We start from the raw sequence: 15,259 nt of genomic DNA, 5'->3' as shown, positions 1-15,259 counted from the left end.
TCGTTACACCCCCAGCAGTTCGCGCGGCATATCGACGATCATCGTGCGGATGTCGTCATCGTTGACGCCGCAGGCGGACAACCTGCCGACGAACTCGGAGAACGCCTCCGCCGCCGGCATGTTGTGCAGCTGTCCGTAGTCGGTTACCAGCACGCACGACCGTGCGCCGAGCCGCCGGATCGAATCGGCCATCTCTTCCACCGTAATGTCGGCAAAATCGCGGCTGCACGCCAGGTAGCATTTCTCCAGCACCGCCCCTTTGCCCGCAAGCTCGCGTTCCAGCTCGAAACGGATGCGCGCGATGCCGAGATCGGTATGCTGGATCAGCAGCTTGCGCACGCCCTGGTTCCGCGCTTCGCTCGCCAGCGCCAGCACCTCGTCCGGAGCCAGATGGCCGGTCGCCAGCACGACGTCCGCTTCCGCCACGAGCGCCACGATTTCTCGCACTTCCGGCAGGATCGCCCCGTCGCGATCGAAAATCGTCAGCCCCTCCCCCGCATGGACAAGCGGCTTGCCCGCTTGAAAAAACCGCGTGTTGCGCCGGGCGAAATGGGCCTGATGCTCGCGCGCCGAAATGGTTGGCATCCAGACGATTTTGCCGCCGGAGCGGATGGCGACGTCGACCGCCTGCGGGCAGAAGCCGCCGACGAACGTGTTACACACGATGCCGCCGTAAACATGCATCTGCGGCTCCTTCAACCGAATCAGCGTCGTGCGGTCGGCCGTGGGCGCTTCATGCGATTTGATGACCAGACCGCCCATGCCGGCGCGCTTCGCGTCCTCCACCAGCTCCCAGTCCGTCTGCCGGCGCGGGAAAATGCTTGGGCCGCTGTGCATATGCAGGTCGATCGCCCCTTCGAGCAGCGGATGAAACGGCATGGCCGCGTCGCCTCCTTCCCGTGTCCCGGGCCAATCGGTCAAACCGCCAGCCCGGCGGCGAAAAAATGCACCAATTCGCGAATCAGCGCCTGGAACTGGGGATGATCGTGGTACATAAAATCGTTGTGCTCGCCGTCGATTTCGTAATAGTATTTGGGCTGCCGTGCCGCCTCGAACAGCGCCTGCGACTCTTCGACCGGGTGCAGCAGGTTGCGTTTGCCATGGGCGACGAACAGCGGCCTCGGCGAAATGTCGGCCGCCGACTTCTCGGCGTTCAGCTCGATAATCGATTCGGTGAACTGCATGCTCGCCTGTTCGCCGAACCCTTCAATATGCGCCAACTCCACATTGACGTGGCCGTCCGTCGAAGGGTCGAGCGGGTAGTACAGAAACGGATCGACCCTAAGCGAATGCCCCGTCGTCACGCGACGGATGCGATCCTCCTCGACTTCTTTGAGAATATGATGCCAGTTGGTATACGTATGAATGCTCTTCAGCCAGCGGTCGCCCCGATAAAAGCCGTTCAAGCCGGCGACGGCGGCAATCCGCTGATCGATCGCGGCCGCGCGAATGACGTTGGAGGCGCCCATGCCCCAGCCGAGGATGCCGATTTTGCGCGGATCGACCGCCGGGTGGTGGGCCATGAAGGTGACGGCGTTGCGAATGTCGGCCACCTGCTCGTCGAGGATGACCCGCCCCCGCTCCCCTTCGCTTTCGGCGAAGCCGCGATAGTCGAAGCCGAGGCAGATGTAGCCGTATCGGGTAAAATTGCGGGCAAACAGCTTCGGATAAAACCCGTTGAACCCGTTATAGCCCGAATTGGGGATCACCGCCGGATACCGTTTGCCTTCCTCGTAATCTTCGGGATAATAAAGCGTGCCCTTCAGTTTGAGCCCTTCGCTGTAAAAGCTGATCGGTTGTTCGTTCATTGCTCTGCCACCTTTATCGTCAGCATGTGCTTTCAAAGCCGCCCTGCGGCGGAAGGTCCGGGGCTGCAACAGCCCGTTTCAATTGCCCCAGCAGGCCGACGACCTGTTCGATCAGCCGCTCCTCCGTTCCCGGAGCGAACGGCGTCGTGTCGACCTCATAACCTCCGTCAGGATAGGCGTCGGTCGTCGGCAAGTACCCTTCCCAGCCGTTCGTATAGCCGCTGAACAACGTGCAGCCGAACGGGGAACGCTCGCGTACGGCCGCGCCGATGCGCGAGAACGGTTCGAGCGGAAGGCCGACCAGGGCGATGTCGCCGACGGCAATCAGGTGCGCCTCGATCTCCTTGCTGTCGACGCCGTAATAGAGCTCGGCGTAATCGGCGGCCATCATCAGCCGCTTCAGCCGGTACGTCGCCTCCTTCAGCGCTTCCGGCTCTCCGCCTGCCGCCTGCAGCTCGCGCAGCCGCTCCTTTGCGGCTTCGGCCGCTTGCCTCGCCCCGGCCGGCTCCGGCGCCGGCTTGACGTCGAGCCGGATCGTCGCGCTGAGCGAACGGAGCGTTCCGTCGTTTGGCGCCGTCTTCGTTTCGGACCAGTAGCCGAGGCTGCAGCCCGATTCGACGATCCGGTCGAAGCGCTTCACCGTGCGCCAGGTCGACACGCGATGAAGCGCCAGCGCGGCGGCGCAGCCGAGCATGTGTCCGACCCGCCGCATCCGCAGCGGATCGTCGGTATAGCCGACCGCCCCCGGGCCGACGTCGCCGGCCGCTCCCTGGAGAAACAGGCACATGCCGCCGACATTCGCCTCGACCGTCCGCTTCAGCGCGCCGGGATAGTCCGGACTGACCAGTTGGTTCGGCGGGCCGAGTATCGTCGGATGCATGGCGTAATGCACGATGCTGGCCAGCGGATTGCCTTCCGTATCGTCGAAGCGCACGACGGCGACGGTAGGATCGGTATAGCCGTCCTCCTGCACCCCGCACACGATGCGGCCGTCGGCCAAACGCTGGCGCCGGTTGACCGCCAGGTCGCTTTCGCCGTAACCGGCCCCGACGGTGGCCGGAACCGCCTCCCGCCTCGCCTGCAGCGCCGCGCCGACGGTCGTCTCCATCAAATGCTCCAAATAAGAAAGCCGGACATGCTTCTTGTCTTCGTAGTAATCGGTCCACAGATACGGACCGGCATGCGTATGCGTGACGGACACGCGCACCTCCTCGCGTCCGATCGCCAGGGCGGCGGCGATTCGCCGGCGCAGTTCGTCGGACTGTGCGGGCGACAGCGAGCAGACGTCCAGATCGACGATGACGCAGACGCTGCCGTCATTCGTCAGGACGAGCACGGTGGACCACAGATCGGCCTCCACGCCGCGCGGCACAATATGGGTTTGCGCCCCCCAGCCGGCGTGGGGCAATGTGAGCGGCGGCGTGATGACCGCCCGGGCGACTCCCGCTTGCAGGCTCATCGGCTTCTCTCCTTCCTTCCGTTGCGCTTCTTCATAAGCCGTCTGCCGGTTCATGCGTCGTTACCATTCCGCGATCGTCCCGTCCGCATGCCGCCACACCGGCGAACGCCAATCGTGGCCGACCGCGGCCATTTGCTTTACCTTGGCCTCGTCGATGTCGACGCCGAGCCCGGGCCGGTCGATAAGCCCGACATACCCGTCCTTGTAGGCAAAAATAGCCGGATTGCGCAAATAATCGAGCAAGTCGCAGCCTTCGTTGTAATGCATGCCGAGGCTCTGCTCCTGGATGAGCACGTTCGGCGAGCAGGCGTCCAGATGCAGACACGAAGCGAGCGCAATCGGACCGAGCGGGCAATGCGGCGCAACGGCGACGTCGTACGCTTCGGCCATAGCGGCGATTTTGCGGCATTCGAGAATGCCGCCGGCGTGCGACAGATCGGGCTGGATGATGTCAGCGTACCCGTCGGCCAGCAGCTGCTTGAAGCCCCAGCGCGTATACAGCCGTTCGCCCGTGGCGATCGGGATCGACGTATGGCGGGCGAGCTCGCGCAGCGCCTCGCCATGCTCCGGCAGCACCGGCTCCTCGATGAACATCGGCCGGAACGGCTCCAACTCCCTCGCCAGCACCTTGGCCATCGCCCGGTGCACGCGGCCGTGAAAGTCGACGCCGATCTCCATGTCCTTGCCGACCGCGGCGCGGACGAGCGCCACCCGCTCGATCGCCGCGTCGAGCCGCGACGTCGTGTCGATATAGTGCATTTCTTCGGCGCCGTTCATCTTGATTGCGGTGAAGCCTTCCGCCTGCTTGCGCTTCGCCGCGGCGGCCACGTCGCTCGGACGGTCGCCGCCGATCCAGCTGTAGACGCGGACGCGCTCGCGCGCCGCGCCGCCGAGCATTTCGTAAACGGGCATCCCGTAATGCTTGCCCTTGATGTCCCAGAGCGCCTGCTCGATGCCCGACATCGCGCTGCAGAGCACCGGACCGCCGCGATAGAAGCCGCCCCGGTACATGACCTGCCAATGGTCCTCGATGGCGAACGGATTTTTGCCGATCAGGTAGGCCATCAGCTCCTTCACGCATGCGGCGACCGTATCGGCGCGGCCTTCGACGATCGGCTCTCCCCAGCCGTCGATGCCGGAATCGGTCTCGATTTTCAGAAAGAGCCAGCGCGGCGGCACCTTGTACAGCCGGAACGAACGAATGTTCATGCCGCCCCGCCTCCATTCGCCGCGCTGCCTTGCATCAGGGCGATGAGACCGCCCATATTGTCCAACCGGTCGAGCTCCATGATCGTGCCGTAGAGTTCGTCGCTTCGCTCGGCTCCCAGCACAGGCGCCGTAAGCCGGCGAAACTTCTCGCGTTTCTCCGCGAAGGAGAGCGGGTAATCGTAGTCGCCGCGCGCCTGCATCGCGCCGGAGACGAGAACTTCGCCGCTCGTCAGCCGCAGCTCCAGCCGGCTGAGCGCCTTGGCCGGGAACTGCGCATCCAGCGCGGGATCGACGCGCACCTCCATCCGGTCCATATAGGCGCGCGGCGCCGGATGCTCCAGCGTGTGCAGCGCCTGCCGCGGCCCGAGCTCGCCGAAGGCGAGATAAGCCGCCAGCGGGTAGAACAGGTTGTACTGCGCTTCCTCCGTATCGCGCGGGTACGTCTTGATCAGTCGCGACGATTCGGCGAACGTGTGGATCACAATCGAGGCGATTGTGCCCCGCAGCGAACCGTACGTCCGCTCGAGCGCGAGCATCGCCTCGATCGCCGGCTGCGCCCAGCGGCAGCACGGGTACGGCTTGTAGTACAGCTCGTTTACGCGGTACCGTTCGCCGAGCTCGGCCAGCAGCGGCTCCGCGTCCGCGAAAGCGAACAGGGACGGGATGCCGGTGAAGCCTTCCCGGGCCAAATACGCTGCGCCGATGCCGGCCATGCTGCCCCAGCCGATGCCGTCCTTCAGCATCGACGGCGCGTCGATGCAGCGCATCATCGGCGAGTAGGTCGCCTGGTATTCGGCGATGCCCAGCGCGTGGCCAAGCTGCCCCTCCGTCAGGCCCAGCAGCCGGCCCGCCCCCGCCGCCGCCCCGACCGCTCCCCAGGAGCCGGTGCAATGGTAGTCGGGACGCTGCGCATGTGCGGCGATGCCGGCCCGAATCGCCGTTTCGTAAGCGACGAGCATCGCGTCGAGAAACGCCGCCCCGCTTGCGCCGACATGTTCGGCGGCGGCCAGCGCCGCGGGGAACACGACGGCGCCCGGATGGCCTTTCGTCAGCCGGTGGCCGTCATCGTTGTCGAGCGCATTGGCCATCGTGGCGTTGACAAGCGCCGCTCCCGCAGGCGACAGCCGCTCGCCGCTCGCCGCAACGGAGCATGGACCGGCGCCGTGCTGCAGCGCGGCGTACCGGCGGACGATGCCGGATACCGGCGCCTCCGCCCCGGCGATCGTGCACGCCGCCACATCGGCGATCGCCTCGCGCAGCGCCTGCGCCGTCGCCGCGTCGATATCGCGTGCCGTTCCTTCCCGAATAAAGGCCAGCATTCGCTTCATTCCTGGTCGCTCCTTCCAGCCGCCCGCTCGCTCAGAGCACGCCGTATTTGTCGTACACCTCGCGCAGCAGCTTGCCTTCGAGCAGCTCGCGCCGGGTGTCGTTTTCGCTCTCGACCTTGCGCAGCGCGCCTTCGACCGTTTCCCGCAGAGCCTCCCGCGGAATGACGACCACGCCGTCGCGATCGCCGAAGACGACGTCGCCTTTGCGCACCAGCACATCGCCGACTTCCACCGGATTGTCGTAATCGATCAGCAGCCCGCGCCCTTTGGAATCGACCGGCTTGAAGCCGGTGCAATAGACGGGAAAGCCGAGCGCGGCAATTTTGCCCGTGTCGCGGATCAGCCCGTCGATAATCGCGCCGCGGGCGCCGCGCATCTTCGCGGCCGTGGACAGCAGCTCGCCCCACAACCCGTTGCGGGTGGAGCGGTTCGTCCCGGCGACGACTACCTCGAGCGGGCGGATGCTGTCGATCGCTTCGATCTCTTTCTCGTAGCAGTTGTCGGCGATATGGTACACGTCGGTCGTCAGCATCGGCTTGGCCCGACCGATCGTAACGCGCTCAAGGTCGAGCGGCCGCAGCCGCTCGTTCATCGCCTGGTTGCGATAGCCCAGCTCATCCAGCGTGTCGCATATTACCGCGGCATACAGCTTCCGCTCCATCAGGGCGAACAGCTCCGCATCCTCAGTCGGCACCATCGTTTGTCCTCCATCGTCAAGAAGTATGTGACGCCGCAATCGGGCCCGTTCAGGCTCGACGCGTTCTGCAATAAGCCATTTTTTATGGCCTATTTCGTCAAATTCGCCCGCGTTCTGTGAAATAACCAGTGATTTCGCTGGCTATTTCGCGGAAATGCTCGATTTGCGGCTGTGCAGGCACAATAGGCCATGTTATCACTGGCTATTTTCGACGCGGCGGGCCAAAACCGGTGAATAAGCCGTTTTTTATGAGCTATTTCGCCGCCTCGCCCGTCACACCGCCCGTCTCAACGCGCCGTCCAGCCGTTATCGACGAACAGATTCGTGCCGGTGACGAACGCCGCCTCGTCGGAGGCCAAATAGACAGCCGCGTAGGCGATGTCCTCCGGCCGGCCGACGCGTCCGGTCAAACATTTGAACATGTAGTACGGATGAATCTCCGGATCGTCGACATCCTTCTGCGTGTTCGGCGTCGCGACGATGCCGGGGCTGATCGTGTTGGCGCGAATGTTCATCTTGCCGTAATCGATCGCGATGCTGCGCGTGAGCAGGTTGACTCCCGCCTTGGCCGCGCTGTAGGCGGAGTGCGCCTCGAAGCCGACCGTGCCTCCCGTGGAGGACGTATTGATGATCGACCCGCCACCGCCGGCGATCATCGCCGGAAGTACCGCCTTGCAGCACAGGAACGTCCCGGTCAGCGTCACGTCGAGCGTCCGCCGCCACTCCTCGAGCGTCACCTCGAGCAGCGGCCTTACCCGGTACCACATCGCGTTGTTGAACAGCACGTCGATCCGGCCGTACCGTTCCAGCGCCGCCGCCGCCATCCGCTCCGCCTGTTCGGCCGACGACACGTCCGTCGGCACGAACATCGCGTCGCCCCCTTGCGCGACGATCGCTTCGGCCACTTCCCTGCCGCTCTCGGCGATGTCGGCGACGACCACCTTCGCCCCTTCCCGGGCGAACACCAGCGCGCCGCTTCTGCCGATGCCCGACGCGCCGCCGGTAATGACGGCCACCTTGCCCTTCAGTCTCATCCCCGCCATCTCCCTCGCGTAAAATCGGGGATCTCCACCGGCGCGCCGCCTCGCCGCACCGATTCGGCCGACACCGGCACGACCGCGCTCCAGGCGGCCGCGTCGTACACGTCGATCGGCGGCGGCGTACCTTCGCGGATCGCAGCGACAAAATCGCGCAGCACGAAAAAATCGCCGCCCCCATGCCCCGTCCGTTGCGCCTGTTCCTTGTACCGTCGCCAGGCGGGATGCTCGAACCGGTCGTACAGCGCGGACAGCCGGTCCCATTCCGCCGCTTGCCCGTATTCGTCCGTTTGGCCGATGCCCTCCAGCCAGACCAGACCGTCCTCGCCTTCGTACCGGCCGGACAAGTAAGCGCCCTTCGTGCCCTGAAGCGAATAACCGGCCATATTGTGCGGCCGCGCCGAATCGCCGTCGAAGCGCAGCGTCGCCAGCGCGCCGGACGCCGTCTCGACGACAGTCGTCACGGTGTCGCCGTGCGCCCAGAAGCCCGGCTGCAGCGCCGGGTGATCGGCGCCGTAGCGGTCCGCGATGTAATGGAGCAGGCTGCCCGTTCGCGACACGAACGTGGCGGAACGAACGAGCCGGTCCGTGCGGTTGACGCCAAGCCACCGCGCAATCGGGCCGAGCGAATGCGTCGGGTACGAGTTGCCGCGAAACCGCCGCAGCTGCTCTCCCCTCCAGGTAAGCGCCCCGCGCTCATCCAGCCGAAGCCGGCGGCAATCGTGCACGTAGGCGCCTTCGGCGAACGTGATGTCGCCGAACACCCCCGATTGCACCATGTTCAACACCGCCATGTTGGCGCGCAAGTAACAGTAATTTTCCGCCAGCATGTAGACGAGGCCGGACTGTTCGACCGCCTCCACCAGCGCCCAGGCTTCGTCGATCGTGTCCGCCGCGTACACTTCGCACAGCACGTGTTTGCCGGCGCGCAGCGCCGCGATCGCCTGGCCGGCGTGTTGTGCGATCGGCGTGGCGATGAACACGGCGTCGCAATCGCCCGTCTCCAGCATGTCGGCGTAATCGGCATAGCCGCGAATGCCGGGAAACCGCGCCTGCCACGACGCAATCGTTTCCCCCGACAAGTCGCAAATGCAGGTCAGCTCCACTTCCTCCCGCAGCAGCCCCAGCGCGGCGTTAAACGCCTGCCCCCGATTGCCGCCGAGCACCGCCAGCTTGACGCGCCTCTCCATTTCCTTTGCCTCCTTCCTTGCCGCTCCTGTATTCCATTGTGCCGTCGACCTGACGATTCCCGTATGCCGTTGTTCCGTCGCCCTGTCGCTCCCGTCGCCTTTATCGCTCCCTTTTGCCGCTGCTCCATGCCCTGATCAAGCCCCCTCAAGGCCTCAGCCCTTGATCGAGCCGATCAGCAGCCCCTTGACAAAATACCGCTGCAAAATCGGATACACGAGCATGATCGGCACGACGGTGACGATCGTCATGGCCATCTGCAAGCTTTTTGGCGTAATCGTTTGGGCGTGGTTGGCGGCGTCCTTCAAGCTTTCGATATTGTTGAACTTGGCCAGCAGGTTGTACAAGTAATATTGCAGCGTGTAATTTTCCGGGTACATCGTGTTGTAGAGCTGCGTGTCGATGTAGGCGTTCCAGTGGCCGACGCTGGAGAACAGCGTCACCGCCGCCAGCACCGGCATGCTGACCGGAAGCATGACGCGGGCATACACGACAAAATCGTTCGCCCCGTCGATCAGCGCCGCCTCCTCGAGGCTTTTCGGAATGCTTTCCATATAGGTCTTGATCAGCACCATGTTGAACACGCCAACCATGCCCGGCACGATGTACACCAGCAGCGTCCCGATCAGCTGCAGTTGCTGGATCAGCAGGTACGTCGGAATGATGCCCGCGGAAAAATAGAGCGTAAACACAAAATAGCGGCGCAGCGCCTTGATGCCCGGCATATCGCTGCGCGTCAGCACGTACGCGGCCATCGACGTCAGCAGCAGCATCGCCAGCGGGCCGACGATCGTGCGGCAGACCGAAATGAAAAAGCCGCGCACGATGTCCGGATCGGAGAGCACAATCCGGTACGCTTCGAAATTGATCCCGGCCGGAACCAGCATCAGCCCGGTGCCGACCTTGGCCGGATCGCTGATCGAATAGTTCAGCACGTACAGGAACGGAAACGCCATGACGAACACGACCAGCACCATGAAGAGGGTGTTGAGCCCGTCGAACAACAAACCGCCGAAGCTGCGTTTTTTCATGAACCGAAACCCTCCCCGCTACAGAATGGACTGGCCGTTGACCCGTTTGGACAGCGCGTTGACGCCGATGACGAGCAGGATGCTGACGACCGACTTCATAATGCCGACCGCCGTGGCGAACGGATAATTGAGCAGCTGCAGGCCGTAGCGGTAAATGTACATCTCCAGCACCTGCATCGATTCCCAGTTGGTTGCGTTCGTGAACAGGAAGTACTGGTCGAAGTTCGAGTTCAGGATCCAGCCGCTGTTCAGGATGAGCAGCACCACCAGCGTCGGCATCATGTTCGGCACGGTGACGTGAACGATCTTCCAGAACCGCCCGGCGCCGTCAACCTCCGCCGCTTCGTACTGCTCCGCCGGAATGCCGGCAATCGCCGCTAGAAAAATGACGCTGTTGTACCCGAGTCCCTTCCAGGTTTCGAGCCCGATCATCAGCGTCCACGAGAACTTCTTGTCCCCGAGCAGGTTGATCGGATCGGAAATCCAGCCCCAGCCGGCGAGCAGCTCGTTGACGGCGCCGGTCGACGGCGCGAACAGCGAATTCATGAACGCGTAAATGATGACCCAGGAGATAAAAAACGGAAAAAACGTCGTCGTCTGCACCAGCTTGGCAAAAAAACGATGGCGGATTTCGTTCAGCAGAATGGCGAACACGAAAGCGGAAAACAGCCCGACGAACAGCGCCCCCAGGTTCATCACCAGCGTGTTGCGAAGCAGAAAAATGTAATCGTCGCTGCGCAGAAAAAAATCGTTGAAATTTTTCAGCCCGACCCACTTGGCCGACCAGAGGGTCATGCCGGCGCGGTAGTTTTTGAACGCGATGATCCAGCCGGCCAGCACCACATAGTTGAATAGAAACACCAGCACTACCGCCGGGAGCGCCATGGCGTACAAATAACGGTACCGATACCAGCGTCGCGGCGACCGTCTGCCTTTTGCTGCTGCCGTGTCGTTCACCCTGCATCCCCCCTCGATTCCTTGCAGATGGCTTGTGCCCCCGCCGGCGCAAGCCGACCGGAAGCGACAGCGCGACGCGCCCCGCCTCCGGTCCGAAACCCGATCTCCCGCCCGCTACTTTTTGGCCGCATCCAGCTTGGCCTTTGACTCCTTGTACAGCCGGTTGAATTCGTCGACTACTTTATCGGACTGCAGCTTGTCGTATTCGGCGACAACCGATTTGTACACGTTCTCGAAATCGGCGTCGTCCTTGGCCAGAATCAGCTTCGAGGAGCTGCGCGTCAGCAGCTCGACCATCTTCTCCTGCAGCGGCCCGAGGTCGCTCTGCGGGTCGATCGCCGTGCTGTTCGTCAGGCCGAGCGGGTAAACCACGTTTGTCGAGCCGAGCTCCCACGGTCCGCTCGAGTTTTTGTAGCCCATCTTCTGGAAGGCGTCGCGCATCCGCTGCGTCAGCACCATCGAGTCCTTGACGTCCGGGTCGTTGCGCAAGTCGTAATACTGGCCGTTCTTGTCGCGCGACCGGTTCTGGCCGAGGAAAGCGAAGGCGCTGCCGATGCCCGACTTGTTGTCCGGGTCGGCCCATATTTTTTTCAGCTCGTCGGTTGGCACGCGTTTCCCGCCGGAAATCGTGTAATGCTTGCCCTCCATGCCCGATTGCAAAATCGTCTGCCCTTCGCCGGAAGCCGCCCAATTGACCAGCTCCATGATGCGTTCGGGGTATTTGGCCTTTTTGGTAATGACCATCGTGTCGAAGTCGCGCGTCGTTTCCACCTTGATCAGCCGCTTCTCGTTGTTCTTCACCTGCGAGTTGAGCCGGATGCTCAGGTGTACGTATTCCTGGTTGATGTTGCCGCTCTTCTCGAACGCCGCGTTCACTTCGCCGGCCAGCCAGCCGACGTACCAGGCCGCCAGCGCCTGGCCGCTTTTCACCTTTTCCGTCACGTTGTCCATCTTGTCGGTGAAGCTGTCCTTGTCGAGCAGGCCTTCGCGGTAAAGGCGGTTGAAGAACTGGTACGATTGTTTGACGTACGTGTTTTTGATGTAGCTTTCGTATTGCTCCGTCTTCGTGTTGAACAGCGCCGTGTTGGTCGCCGCCCAGACGTAGTCGCCGCCCTTGTCGTACATGAGCGCGGCCAGCGCGCTGCCCCACGACTCGCCGAACGGGGCGACGAGGCCGAGCGTCTTTTTGCCGTTCGTTTGCGGCTGGTCGGCGAGCGCCTTCTTCAGGAAGTTGACGTAATCGTCTTCGCTGACGATTTTCGGCCAGCCTTGTTTCTCCAGCGCGTCGGTGCGCACGAGAATGTCCCAGGTGTCGCCGAGCTCGGTCGGCACGCGGTATTCCCACTTGTACAGCTTGTTGTCGGGGGAGAGCATGCGCCAGTACGGAATCAAATCCTTGTAGGCGGTGTTGAACTCGCTCACCGACTTCAGATACGGGTCGAGCGGGAGCAAGGCGCCGGCGTTCAAATAGTTCTGGAACGTCACGTTCCGCTGCAGGCGCAGCAGCTCCGGATAGTCGTTGCCGGCCAGCATCGTGCTCGTCTGGGCCACGTAGTCGCCGCTGAACGGAATGAATTCGAAGACGATGCCGAATTTATCCTTGATGTATTTGCCCACCTCCGTTTCGTCGCTCGTCTTGACGTTCATCTTCTGGTCCTGCAGCACTTTGATCGTGTACAGCTCTTTCTTCGCCGGGGCCGGCGAGCCGGACGCCGAAACCGACGCCGCAGCCGTGCCGGACGGACTGGCCGACGGCGAAGCGTTCTGCCCTTCGTCCTTGCTTTTGGTGCAGCCGTACAGCGTCGTTGCCGCCATGACGGCGACAAGCGACAGCTTGAAGAAGGAGAAGCGTTTGCCCATTTGCGCGTACCTCCCTTTTAGTGGTCGTTCTAAAAGCCAGCTTTTGATCACGAAGTTTTTCAGGAAGCGTTTTCGGCATCGAATCTTGCGTTCACCCTCGAAGTCCGTTGCTCATTTAGGTTTTGACTAAACTCCGCTACTCCTTCTTCGGGTTCTCGCAACCTTCTCGGTGCTGAAAAGCTGGCTTTTTGAACACGATCTTATAGTGGTCCTGTTTCAAGCACTCTGTGAGCGAAAGTTCTATAAATGAAAACGCTTACTTATTTGGTGTCTGTTACGGGGTTGCCGGCGACTCCGTCCAGAAGTCGCGGTACGTGCGGATAAATTCCTGAAAATACGCCCTGGCCCGCGCGGAAACGCCGTCCAGGTAGCCTTCGTTCAGACACCACGGCTGGTTGCTGAACGTGTCGCGGAACGTGCACGACTCGGGCGTGTACGTCAGCATCAGCGTCAGCCGCGGCTTATCCGTGTGGTAGCGGCCGCGATGCAAGCCGTACGGGTTGAAGATCAAGCCGTCGCCGGCTTGCAGGTGCATGCGGATCGCGTTCGGCATGCCTTCCTCGCGGTTGTGGCTCCATCCGTCCGCCAGGCGGATGTAATATTCCTCGGGCGAATCGTACCGGTTCGCCGAATAGGGAACGTATTCGATATCGGCGTTGTCGTAGAGCGGAATTTGCATCTGCAGCCCGTCGACGAGATCCGAATCGCGGATGTCGCGAAGAATCCGTTTCTCTTCTTCCTCGGCGTGGGCAAACTGCGAATCGCGGTGCCAGTCGCCGTCCTTGCTTATTTTGCGGGGGGCGACGAACAGGCTCGTGCAGCGAAAGAGCGACGGTCCGCGAAAAATGTGCTCCACCGGTCCGAGACAACGCGGATCGGCGACGGTATCGAGCAGCGCGCGGAATAAATCTTCCCTTCCCGCAAACCATTTGGGATCGTTCAAATGTCTGATGACGTGGAAATCTTCCTCCGGACGCTGGCTGTCGTGCTCCGCCGTATATCGCTCCAGCACGTGCAGGCACGCCTCCCGGATCAGCGCCAACTGGCCGCCTTCGTAAAGCTGCGGATAAACGAGGTAGCCCTCTTGCTTGAACCGTTGATAAGGCGATACCGACATGGGCGATCTCCCCCTCCTGTCTGTTGCATGCGGATAAAATTCAATCAATCGAAGTCAACTTGCGGGCCCACCCTCAATGTACCATATGAAAAGGAAAATTTAAATGTTTTTTTGTTTCAATTTGAAAATATTTATTCCTTTTTATTCGACAAACGTTCCTTTTTTCCGTGCCCGGGGTGCCGGGGGCAAGTTTGGCAGGGTAAAGCAACGCCGCGTGTTCCGCCCAAACGTGCAGCACCGCTCGCTGCAAGCAAATAACAGGAAAACCCCCCGTTAATTCGCGCTTAAACCGTCCATTTGCCATAATAACCGGAAAACCTCCCGTTATTTTTCACCATTTGCCCGGAATTCGCGATTTGGCGCTGAAATAGCAGGAGGTTTTCCATCTATTTCCCCTTTTCCAGTCAAAAACGAAAAAAAAACGGGAGGTTTTCCCGTAATGCTGGTTTTGTCGCCGGTCGTTGCCGCGCGCTGTCCGGCCCCATCCGCCAATGGGCCTGCGTGCCATTTGACCTTTCTTGACCTTTTGCTTTTTTTTCGCTATAGTTAGGAGAAAGTTCATCACTTACCCAAGGAGGATTCCCTATGAGCTTCATCCCAATGGTCGTCGAACAGGACGGACGCGGCGAGCGCGGTTACGATATTTATTCGCGGCTGCTGAAGGACCGCATCATTTTTCTCGGTACGCCGGTCAACGATGTTGTCGCCAATGTGATTATCGCGCAGCTGCTGTTCCTCGCCGCGCAGGATGCCGAGAAGGACATCAGCATCTACATCAACAGTCCGGGCGGCTCGATCACGTCGGGCATGGCGATTTTCGATACGATGCAGTTCATCAAGCCGGACGTCTCCACGATCTGCGTCGGCATGGCCGCGTCGATGGGCGCGTTCCTGCTCGCCGCGGGCGCCAAGGGCAAGCGTTACGCCTTGCCGAACAGCGAAGTGATGATTCACCAGCCGCTGGGCGGCGCGGAAGGCCAGGCAAGCGACATCGAGATTCGCGCGAAGCGAATCATCAAGATGCGCGACAAGCTGAACCTGATCCTCGCGGAACGCACCGGTCAGGATCTGGCCCGCATCGAGAAGGACACCGACCGCGACTACTTCATGAGCGCCGAGGAAGCGCGCGTGTACGGTCTCGTCGACAAGGTTATCGAACGCGTGTAAACGCACCTGACCTGCAAGGCAAAAAGGCATCCCCAAGCGGCTATACGGCCGCCCGGAGATGCCTTTTTTTGGCGTGGAGCGATGTTGCATGGAGCAGACACTTTGCTTCATGCGCGCCTTTCCCCCTTCCGACAACTAACCCTCTGCAAAATAGGCCCTATTTTCTTGCCTATTTCGCCAAAATCGGGCAGCCTCTTCAAAATAACCAGCGAAATCACTGGCTATTTCGCTTGAAGTGCCGATTTGTAGGCGATCTGAGGCAAATAACCAGGGAAATCACTGGCTATTGCAGGCGGGCCGGGCGATATAGGGCAAATAGGCCATTTTTCATGGGCTATTCGGGTTGCCGAGCAGTCAATCTGACGTTGCTCGCAAGAAATCGACCGCCCCAAAACATGGCC

The 15,259-nt window shown here is 61.7% G+C and carries 13 protein-coding genes; 1 reads left to right on the top strand and 12 read right to left on the bottom strand.

Annotation, left to right across the window (positions count from 1 at the left end):
* Nucleotides 1–3: 3 nt before the first annotated feature.
* The 12 genes from EXY20_RS30940 to EXY20_RS30885 all read right to left on the bottom strand — a co-directional run bounded on the left by EXY20_RS30940 (nucleotide 4) and on the right by EXY20_RS30885 (nucleotide 13,691).
* On the bottom strand, nucleotides 4–879 hold the full coding sequence (locus EXY20_RS30940; protein WP_135556289.1) for a DUF6282 family protein: 876 nt from the start codon (nucleotides 877–879) through the stop codon (nucleotides 4–6).
* 38 nt (nucleotides 880–917) lie between these two features.
* Complete coding sequence (locus EXY20_RS30935) at nucleotides 918–1,808, bottom strand: alpha/beta hydrolase (RefSeq protein ID WP_135556288.1); 891 nt, start codon at nucleotides 1,806–1,808, stop codon at nucleotides 918–920.
* Nucleotides 1,809–1,827: 19 nt separating this feature from the next.
* Nucleotides 1,828–3,321, bottom strand: coding sequence for a neutral/alkaline non-lysosomal ceramidase N-terminal domain-containing protein (locus EXY20_RS30930; RefSeq protein WP_135556287.1), 1,494 nt, complete (start codon nucleotides 3,319–3,321; stop codon nucleotides 1,828–1,830).
* Between the two features lie 6 nt (nucleotides 3,322–3,327).
* Complete coding sequence (gene dgoD / locus EXY20_RS30925) at nucleotides 3,328–4,476, bottom strand: galactonate dehydratase (RefSeq protein ID WP_135556286.1); 1,149 nt, start codon at nucleotides 4,474–4,476, stop codon at nucleotides 3,328–3,330.
* A complete protein-coding gene (locus EXY20_RS30920; RefSeq protein ID WP_135556285.1) occupies nucleotides 4,473–5,804 on the bottom strand; it encodes an MmgE/PrpD family protein in 1,332 nt (443 codons plus the stop codon). The genes dgoD and EXY20_RS30920 overlap by 4 nt, the downstream gene beginning before the upstream one ends.
* 31 nt (nucleotides 5,805–5,835) lie before the next feature.
* Nucleotides 5,836–6,501, bottom strand: coding sequence for an RraA family protein (locus tag EXY20_RS30915; protein ID WP_135556284.1), 666 nt, complete (start codon nucleotides 6,499–6,501; stop codon nucleotides 5,836–5,838).
* Between the two features lie 287 nt (nucleotides 6,502–6,788).
* Entirely contained in the window at nucleotides 6,789–7,535 is a 747-nt protein-coding gene (locus tag EXY20_RS30910) for an SDR family NAD(P)-dependent oxidoreductase (RefSeq protein WP_135556283.1), read from the bottom strand.
* The gene (locus EXY20_RS30905; RefSeq protein WP_135556282.1) at nucleotides 7,532–8,728 is read right to left on the bottom strand and encodes a Gfo/Idh/MocA family protein; all 1,197 of its coding nucleotides are present in this window, start codon (nucleotides 8,726–8,728) and stop codon (nucleotides 7,532–7,534) included. The genes EXY20_RS30910 and EXY20_RS30905 overlap by 4 nt, the downstream gene beginning before the upstream one ends.
* Nucleotides 8,729–8,881: 153 nt before the next feature.
* Complete coding sequence (locus tag EXY20_RS30900; RefSeq protein WP_135556281.1) at nucleotides 8,882–9,757, bottom strand: carbohydrate ABC transporter permease; 876 nt, start codon at nucleotides 9,755–9,757, stop codon at nucleotides 8,882–8,884.
* Nucleotides 9,758–9,775: 18 nt separating this feature from the next.
* Nucleotides 9,776–10,714, bottom strand: a complete 939-nt coding sequence (locus EXY20_RS30895; RefSeq protein WP_135556280.1) for an ABC transporter permease — start codon at nucleotides 10,712–10,714, stop codon at nucleotides 9,776–9,778.
* A 114-nt stretch (nucleotides 10,715–10,828) separates the two neighbouring features.
* Nucleotides 10,829–12,574, bottom strand: coding sequence for a type 2 periplasmic-binding domain-containing protein (locus EXY20_RS30890; RefSeq protein ID WP_135556279.1), 1,746 nt, complete (start codon nucleotides 12,572–12,574; stop codon nucleotides 10,829–10,831).
* A gap of 274 nt (nucleotides 12,575–12,848) precedes the next feature.
* Nucleotides 12,849–13,691, bottom strand: a complete 843-nt coding sequence (locus tag EXY20_RS30885; protein WP_135556278.1) for a phytanoyl-CoA dioxygenase family protein — start codon at nucleotides 13,689–13,691, stop codon at nucleotides 12,849–12,851.
* A 585-nt stretch (nucleotides 13,692–14,276) separates the two neighbouring features.
* On the opposite strand from EXY20_RS30885, the gene clpP reads away from it, so the two are divergent.
* A complete protein-coding gene (clpP, locus tag EXY20_RS30875; RefSeq protein ID WP_135556276.1) occupies nucleotides 14,277–14,858 on the top strand; it encodes an ATP-dependent Clp endopeptidase proteolytic subunit ClpP in 582 nt (193 codons plus the stop codon).
* Nucleotides 14,859–15,259: the final 401 nt, after the last annotated feature.

Source organism: Paenibacillus cymbidii, assembly GCF_004764705.1.
In the GTDB taxonomy this organism is placed as follows: Bacteria; Bacillota; Bacilli; order Paenibacillales; family NBRC-103111; genus Paenibacillus_AN; species Paenibacillus_AN cymbidii.
This window is presented reverse-complemented; position numbering and strand designations above follow the sequence as displayed.

Coding starts and splice junctions, on each gene's coding strand:
- EXY20_RS30940 (WP_135556289.1), bottom strand. CDS start 879: ATGCCGTTTCATCCGCTGCTCGAAGGGGCGATCGACCTGCATATGCAC.
- EXY20_RS30935 (WP_135556288.1), bottom strand. CDS start 1,808: ATGAACGAACAACCGATCAGCTTTTACAGCGAAGGGCTCAAACTGAAG.
- EXY20_RS30930 (WP_135556287.1), bottom strand. CDS start 3,321: ATGAACCGGCAGACGGCTTATGAAGAAGCGCAACGGAAGGAAGGAGAG.
- dgoD (WP_135556286.1), bottom strand. CDS start 4,476: ATGAACATTCGTTCGTTCCGGCTGTACAAGGTGCCGCCGCGCTGGCTC.
- EXY20_RS30920 (WP_135556285.1), bottom strand. CDS start 5,804: ATGAAGCGAATGCTGGCCTTTATTCGGGAAGGAACGGCACGCGATATC.
- EXY20_RS30915 (WP_135556284.1), bottom strand. CDS start 6,501: ATGGTGCCGACTGAGGATGCGGAGCTGTTCGCCCTGATGGAGCGGAAG.
- EXY20_RS30910 (WP_135556283.1), bottom strand. CDS start 7,535: ATGAGACTGAAGGGCAAGGTGGCCGTCATTACCGGCGGCGCGTCGGGC.
- EXY20_RS30905 (WP_135556282.1), bottom strand. CDS start 8,728: ATGGAGAGGCGCGTCAAGCTGGCGGTGCTCGGCGGCAATCGGGGGCAG.
- EXY20_RS30900 (WP_135556281.1), bottom strand. CDS start 9,757: ATGAAAAAACGCAGCTTCGGCGGTTTGTTGTTCGACGGGCTCAACACC.
- EXY20_RS30890 (WP_135556279.1), bottom strand. CDS start 12,574: ATGGGCAAACGCTTCTCCTTCTTCAAGCTGTCGCTTGTCGCCGTCATG.
- EXY20_RS30885 (WP_135556278.1), bottom strand. CDS start 13,691: ATGTCGGTATCGCCTTATCAACGGTTCAAGCAAGAGGGCTACCTCGTT.
- clpP (WP_135556276.1), top strand. CDS start 14,277: ATGAGCTTCATCCCAATGGTCGTCGAACAGGACGGACGCGGCGAGCGC.